Source organism: Mesorhizobium sp. M5C.F.Ca.IN.020.32.2.1 (assembly GCF_004023105.1).
In the GTDB taxonomy this organism is placed as follows: Bacteria; Pseudomonadota; Alphaproteobacteria; order Rhizobiales; family Rhizobiaceae; genus Mesorhizobium; species Mesorhizobium wenxiniae.
In genome coordinates, this window is the sequence record NZ_RZSX01001583.1 from 1 (window position 1) to 584 (window position 584).

General features: G+C 61.6%; 1 protein-coding gene. It reads right to left on the reverse strand.

Features of this window, described 5'->3' with window-relative positions:
* A partial coding sequence (locus EOA86_RS37580) for an MFS transporter (RefSeq protein WP_128345888.1) occupies window positions 1–553 on the reverse strand: 553 nt, incomplete at its 3' end.
* Window positions 554–584: the final 31 nt, after the last annotated feature.

The following is a 584-nucleotide window of genomic DNA, read 5'->3' on the forward strand; positions in this document are numbered from 1 at the left end:
GAATGCGCCAGCCCCACTCCGCGAAGTCTTCCTTGCTCAGCGAATTCTGCACGGTCAGGATGACGATCAGCGACAGGAACAGGCCGAGCGTGGCCGTCGTCTGGATCCATGACGTATAGAAGCCACGACGATCGTCGGGCGCGTGCTCGGCGACGTAGGTCGCGGCACCGCCATACTCGCCACCGAGCGCCAGTCCCTGCAGCATGCGCAGCGCAACCAGGATGATCGGCGCCGCGATGCCCCAACTGGCCGCGCCAGGAAGTATGCCGACCAGGAAGGTCGACAGACCCATGATCAGGATGGTGACGAGAAAAGTGTATTTGCGGCCGACGAGATCGCCGATGCGGCCGAATACCAGCGCACCGAACGGGCGCACGAGGAAGCCTGCGGCGAAAGCCAGCAGCGTGAAGATGTTGCGCGTTGTTTCAGGATACTGAGTGAAGAACGCAGCGCCGATCGAGGCCGCCAAGGTGCCGTAGAGATAAAAATCATACCATTCGAAAACGGTGCCGAGTGAGGAAGCGAAGATGACTTTCTTCTCTTCCCGCGTCATGCCGCGGCTTGCTCTGCCGGCGGTCGCTGCC